This window comes from Nocardiopsis sp. NPDC055824 (assembly GCF_053616335.1).
This window is the reverse complement of record NZ_JBSHDN010000335.1, coordinates 1-4,191: the sequence shown is the minus strand read 5'-3', so window position 1 is coordinate 4,191 and position 4,191 is coordinate 1. Positions and strand designations below refer to the sequence as shown.

At 68.9% G+C, this 4,191-nt stretch carries 5 protein-coding genes and 1 riboswitch; of the genes, 4 read left to right on the top strand and 1 reads right to left on the bottom strand.

What is annotated here, in order from left to right:
• The first annotated feature begins 142 nt into the window (after window positions 1-142).
• Entirely contained in the window at window positions 143-1,549 is a 1,407-nt protein-coding gene (locus ACWGL3_RS31325) for an MFS transporter (protein ID WP_267950361.1), read from the top strand.
• A gap of 718 nt (window positions 1,550-2,267) precedes the next feature.
• The gene (locus tag ACWGL3_RS31320; protein WP_452462129.1) at window positions 2,268-2,747 is read left to right on the top strand and encodes a hypothetical protein; all 480 of its coding nucleotides are present in this window, start codon (window positions 2,268-2,270) and stop codon (window positions 2,745-2,747) included.
• A gap of 156 nt (window positions 2,748-2,903) precedes the next feature.
• On the opposite strand, the gene ACWGL3_RS31315 is transcribed toward ACWGL3_RS31320, so the two are convergent.
• Window positions 2,904-3,116 carry a hypothetical protein gene (locus ACWGL3_RS31315; protein ID WP_267949633.1) on the bottom strand — a complete coding sequence of 71 codons (213 nt, stop codon included), beginning with the start codon at window positions 3,114-3,116 and terminating at the stop codon, window positions 2,904-2,906.
• Window positions 3,117-3,404: 288 nt separating this feature from the next.
• A riboswitch (guanidine-III (ykkC-III) riboswitch) is annotated at window positions 3,405-3,471 on the top strand.
• A 12-nt stretch (window positions 3,472-3,483) separates the two neighbouring features.
• On the opposite strand from ACWGL3_RS31315, the gene ACWGL3_RS31310 reads away from it, so the two are divergent.
• Window positions 3,484-3,798 (top strand): DMT family transporter, encoded by a 315-nt coding sequence (locus ACWGL3_RS31310; RefSeq protein WP_267949634.1) that lies wholly within the window; start codon window positions 3,484-3,486, stop codon window positions 3,796-3,798.
• Between the two features lies 1 nt (window position 3,799).
• Window positions 3,800-4,138: a DMT family transporter gene (locus ACWGL3_RS31305; RefSeq protein WP_267949635.1), complete on the top strand. Its 339-nt coding sequence runs from the start codon at window positions 3,800-3,802 to the stop codon at window positions 4,136-4,138.
• The last annotated feature ends 53 nt before the right edge of the window (window positions 4,139-4,191 follow it).

Here is a 4,191-nt window from a genome sequence, read left to right as displayed (position 1 = left end):
GCCTCCGGCAGTGCGGCAGCGCTCCACCGCGTGGTCCGAGCCGACGCCCCTTCCCCATCGAAGGAGTTCTGTGGAGAACAGCATGAGTACCCCCGCACCATCACACAGCGCGCCGCATACGCACTGGAGCCCGCGGTTGGGCGTGCAGATCGTGGCCCTGCTTCTGGCGAACATCGTGGCGGACACGGTCATCGTGGCCCCGCTGCTCGTCCTGCCCCAGATGCTCGACCACTTCGACACCACCCAGGCGGCCTGGATCAGCTCGAGCGCCATGTTGGCCGGAGCGATGTGGGCGCCGTTGTTCGGCAAGAGCGCCGACATCCACGGCAAACGCAAGATGCTCACGGTCGTACTGCTCATCGCCTGCGGGGGTGCGCTGGTCTGCGTGGCCGCTCCCACTCTCTGGGTCTTCATCCTGGGCCGGATGATGCAGGGCGCCGCCGTAGCGGCGGTCTTCCTCACCGCCGCCATCGTCCGCGACCTGTGCGCACCGAAGGTCGCGATGCCCGCCGTGGGGGCGGTCACCACGGGGGCCGGATTTCTGGGAATCGGGTTGAGCGTCCTGATCGAGGCCATGGCAGGGCAGTTCGGCTTCAAGGCGGTCTTCGCGGCCTCGGCCCTACTCGCGATCCTCGCAGTCGTCTGCATCCGCGCCGTGGTTCCGGATCACGGGGTCAGGACACCGGGACGCGTCGACGTGGTCGGGGCCCTGCTGCTCGGGGGCGGCCTGACCGCTGTGCTCGGGTACATCAGCCTCGGCTCCGGCCTCGGGTGGTTCAGCGCAGGGGCGCTCGCCCTGTTCGGCGTCGGAGCGGCGCTGTTGACCAGGTGGTTCCTGGTGAGCAGCCGGATACCCGAGCCCGTGATCGACATCAGGAACCTGGGGCGGCCGTTGCTGCTCACCCTCCTGGTCGTCGTGCTCGGCAGCGGTGCGGTGCAGAGCATGGACCAGCTCCTGAGTCTCATCGCGCAGGTCTCACCCGACCAGCAGCTCGGCTACGGCCTCGACGCGACAGGGTCGCTGAGTCTGCTGTTCGGTGTCCCGGCCGTCGGGATCATCATCGGTGGTCTGATCTCGGGCTGGGTGGCCGCACGCTTCGACCCGTCCGTCGCCCTGACCGGAGGCGTTCTGCTAGGAGTCGCGGGTGCCATCGGGATGTTCGCGGGTGCGGCCTCGTTCCCCGCCGCGATCTGCTTCGGCGTGCTGCTCAACGTCAGCATGGGGGCGCTGACGGCCTCCGGGTTCAACATGGCCGGCGAGCTCACGCCACCGGAGCGTCAGGGCGTGATCGCCAGCATGGTCACCGTCACCAGCGCGATCGGCTCGGTCTGCATGAGTTTCGTCGGAGCCGCCGTGCTGTCCTCGACCACCGTCGTCGTCGACGGGACCACGGTGAACTCCGCCACCGGGGTGTTCGGCTACATCGCCATCTCCGCAGGGGTCTTCCTGGCCGCCACGGTGCCCGCCTGCCTGTTGCTGGCACAACGGCGCCGTGCGGCGCGCGCCTCCGGCTCGCCCGTCCCCCGGGGCACTCCCGGTGACGGATGACGGCGGGACGCCCCCCGCCGGGCGAGGGTGTCGGGCGCCGGGGCGTGCCGCTATGTTCACGGGGTTCGCCGGGATGTGGTCGAAGCCAGGTTCCCTCGACCACGCCGGGGGCCCTGAGAGGTGAGGTCTTCAGCGACCTCGGGAGTTCCATGGGACCGAAGGGGAGCGTCACCGCGCCTGAGAGGCTCGACCCCGTGGAACCCTGTCGTGGCTCGGTGCGTGAAGAGCTGCGAGAACCGGCGCGGCAGCGGCCCGGATGCCGTCGCCCCGTTTCACGAGGGGCGGAAACAGCGGTGGCTTTGTCCTCCACCGGAGGCGGAAACCCGCTGGCCTGTGCGCATGCGGTTTCTCTCCGGGCCTGCGAAGATCATTTATGTGAGGTTCAATACTCCTTTGCGGGAGGAGGGGGTTTCTCGAAAAACTGCCTACACCCTGGCCTGTGGTTTCTCGAAGTCAGCGCTTCTCTTCGGGTGGGTGCGCCGTGGTCGGGGTTTCCTGTCCTCTTGACGCGTTTCGCAGGGGGTAGTAATTTTACGAGAAGCTTCGCCCGGTTCGGCGGAAAAGAAAAGCCCTCTCCGTGTCGCTCTTCCGGTGGTGCATTTTGCTTTCATTCCGGCCGGTGTCGATGTTCGGCCGATGTTCGGAGGTGCGGTGCTCGGGCGGTTGCATGCGCGAACGGGGCCGCGTCCAACTGAGGGTTCCTGGTTCAGGGGGAGGCATGACCGTCGTCGGCATAGGAGGCAGGGTCCTGGGCGGGGGCGGCCTTCACGCCTGCCTGCTTCTCCTGTTTCCTTGGAGCATATCCTCCGACGTGCACCCCCCGACGGCGTTCGCCGTTTTATCGGCGGCCTATGGGTCGCTGCTCCTGATAACGACTCTCCCGAGTCTTGTCGCGTTCGCTGTCGAGGTCAGGAGGAGAGTGCCCAGGGGTGGCTCGCGGGAATTCGGGGCGACCAAGGCGACCTCTGCCTCCGTGGCCGGTTTCTTCTACTTCGCCCTGCCGTTCTCCCTCGTTTTCACCGAGGGATTCACCGCCCTGAACACGGCGGTGTCCGTGATGGGATTCGCCATCGGCTTCCTCCTGCACAGGATGTTCCTGCGGCTCAGCTTCGAGGGATCGTCGCGTACAGCCTTCTCCCCCCTTCTCGCAATGGCGGCCCCTTTCCCGCTTCTCCTGATGAGGGCATGGCCGTTCTAGTGCTCCCCCGGAACCCTGCTCCCAGCGGCTCGGGGAGCCGATAGGGCCGCGCCTCCCCCGACCGGGGACGTGCCCGGACCGGTACGGGTTCCGGCGCACAGGGGTGGGGCCCCGCGCGGGGGTGCGCGGGGCCCCGAGGGGGGCGCGGGGGTCCGGTCAGTGGACGAAGAAGCCGTCGAAGCGGCCTCCCTCGCAGATCAGGCCGCTGGGGGAGTCCTCGCTCTCCTTGACGACGCCTCCGCCCTTCCTGCACATCTCCTCCGTGATGTACTCGGCCCCGGGGGGCGGTGGCGGTGCGGCCGCCGCGGGGGCGGCCGACGCCGTGAGGGCGGCGGCGGTCAGGGCGAGGGCGGCGAAGAGGATGCGCATCGGTTTCCTCTGAGCGTGTCGAGCGGGGTGCCTACGCCACAGGGATCCCCCGCTCTCGGGCCTGAAAACCCTGTGAGCTGCTGAGACGCGAAGACGGGCGCGGCATATCGCCACCAAGGGCCACGAGTCGCCCCCGACCTGGGGGCCAGGTCGGCGGCGGGCGCCGAGCGCCCGACGGGGCGGAGGGCCCCGAACCGGTCCCGGTGCGGGGTCTCGTCACAGGTTTCCGAGGGGACGTGTCGTGACGACCCTCACGGCACCGGCCAGGGACGATGTTGTACGTTGGGGTCGAGACCCGCTCCTCGGGTCAGCGGACGAGGGAGCCGTACCCGCGCCACGACAAGACGGCCTCGAAAGGGGCTTGTCCATGGCATGGTTCGTTCTCGTCGTCTCCGGGGTCCTGGAGGCCGTCTGGGCCACCGCCCTGGGCGCGTCGAAGGGTTTCTCCCGATGGCGCCCCACACTCCTGTTCGCCGTCGCCCTGGTCGCGAGCATGGCGGGTCTGGCCTGGGCCATGACCTCGCTGCCGACCGGCACCGCCTACGCCGTCTGGGTGGGCATCGGCGCCACGCTCACCGTCCTGTGGGGGTTCCTCACCGGCAAGGACCGCGCCACCTGGGGCAAGTCCCTGCTCCTGGTGCTGCTCATCGGTTCGATCATCGGTCTCAAGGCGGTGAGCTGACATGCCGTGGATCATCCTGCTCATCAGCGCGGTGTTCGAGGCCGTGTGGGCCACCGCACTGGGAATGTCCAACGGGTTCAGCGAACCCGGCCCGACCGTCGTGTTCCTCGTGGCACTGGCGATCAGCATGGCCGGCCTGGGCTGGGCGGCCAAGCACATCCCCATCGGCACCGCCTACGCGGTCTGGGTCGGCCTCGGCGCCGCGCTGACCGTGTTCTACGCGATGTTCACCGGCGGCGAGAGCGTCTCGGCGCTCAAGATCGTCTTCCTCGCCGGGATCATCGCCGCGGTCGTCGGCCTGAAGCTGGTGCCGGAGAAGACCGAACCGGCCCCCGAGTAGCCTCCGGGGCCGCGGGACACGTCGGAGGCCCCCGGCGCGACACGGTGTCGCGC

What these genes read in the sequence shown, in the direction of transcription:
- ACWGL3_RS31315 (WP_267949633.1), bottom strand. Translation starts at nt 3,116, where the DNA reads ATGCGCATCCTCTTCGCCGCCCTCGCCCTGACCGCCGCCGCCCTCACG.
- ACWGL3_RS31320 (WP_452462129.1), top strand. Translation starts at nt 2,268, where the DNA reads ATGACCGTCGTCGGCATAGGAGGCAGGGTCCTGGGCGGGGGCGGCCTT.
- ACWGL3_RS31305 (WP_267949635.1), top strand. Translation starts at nt 3,800, where the DNA reads ATGCCGTGGATCATCCTGCTCATCAGCGCGGTGTTCGAGGCCGTGTGG.
- ACWGL3_RS31310 (WP_267949634.1), top strand. Translation starts at nt 3,484, where the DNA reads ATGGCATGGTTCGTTCTCGTCGTCTCCGGGGTCCTGGAGGCCGTCTGG.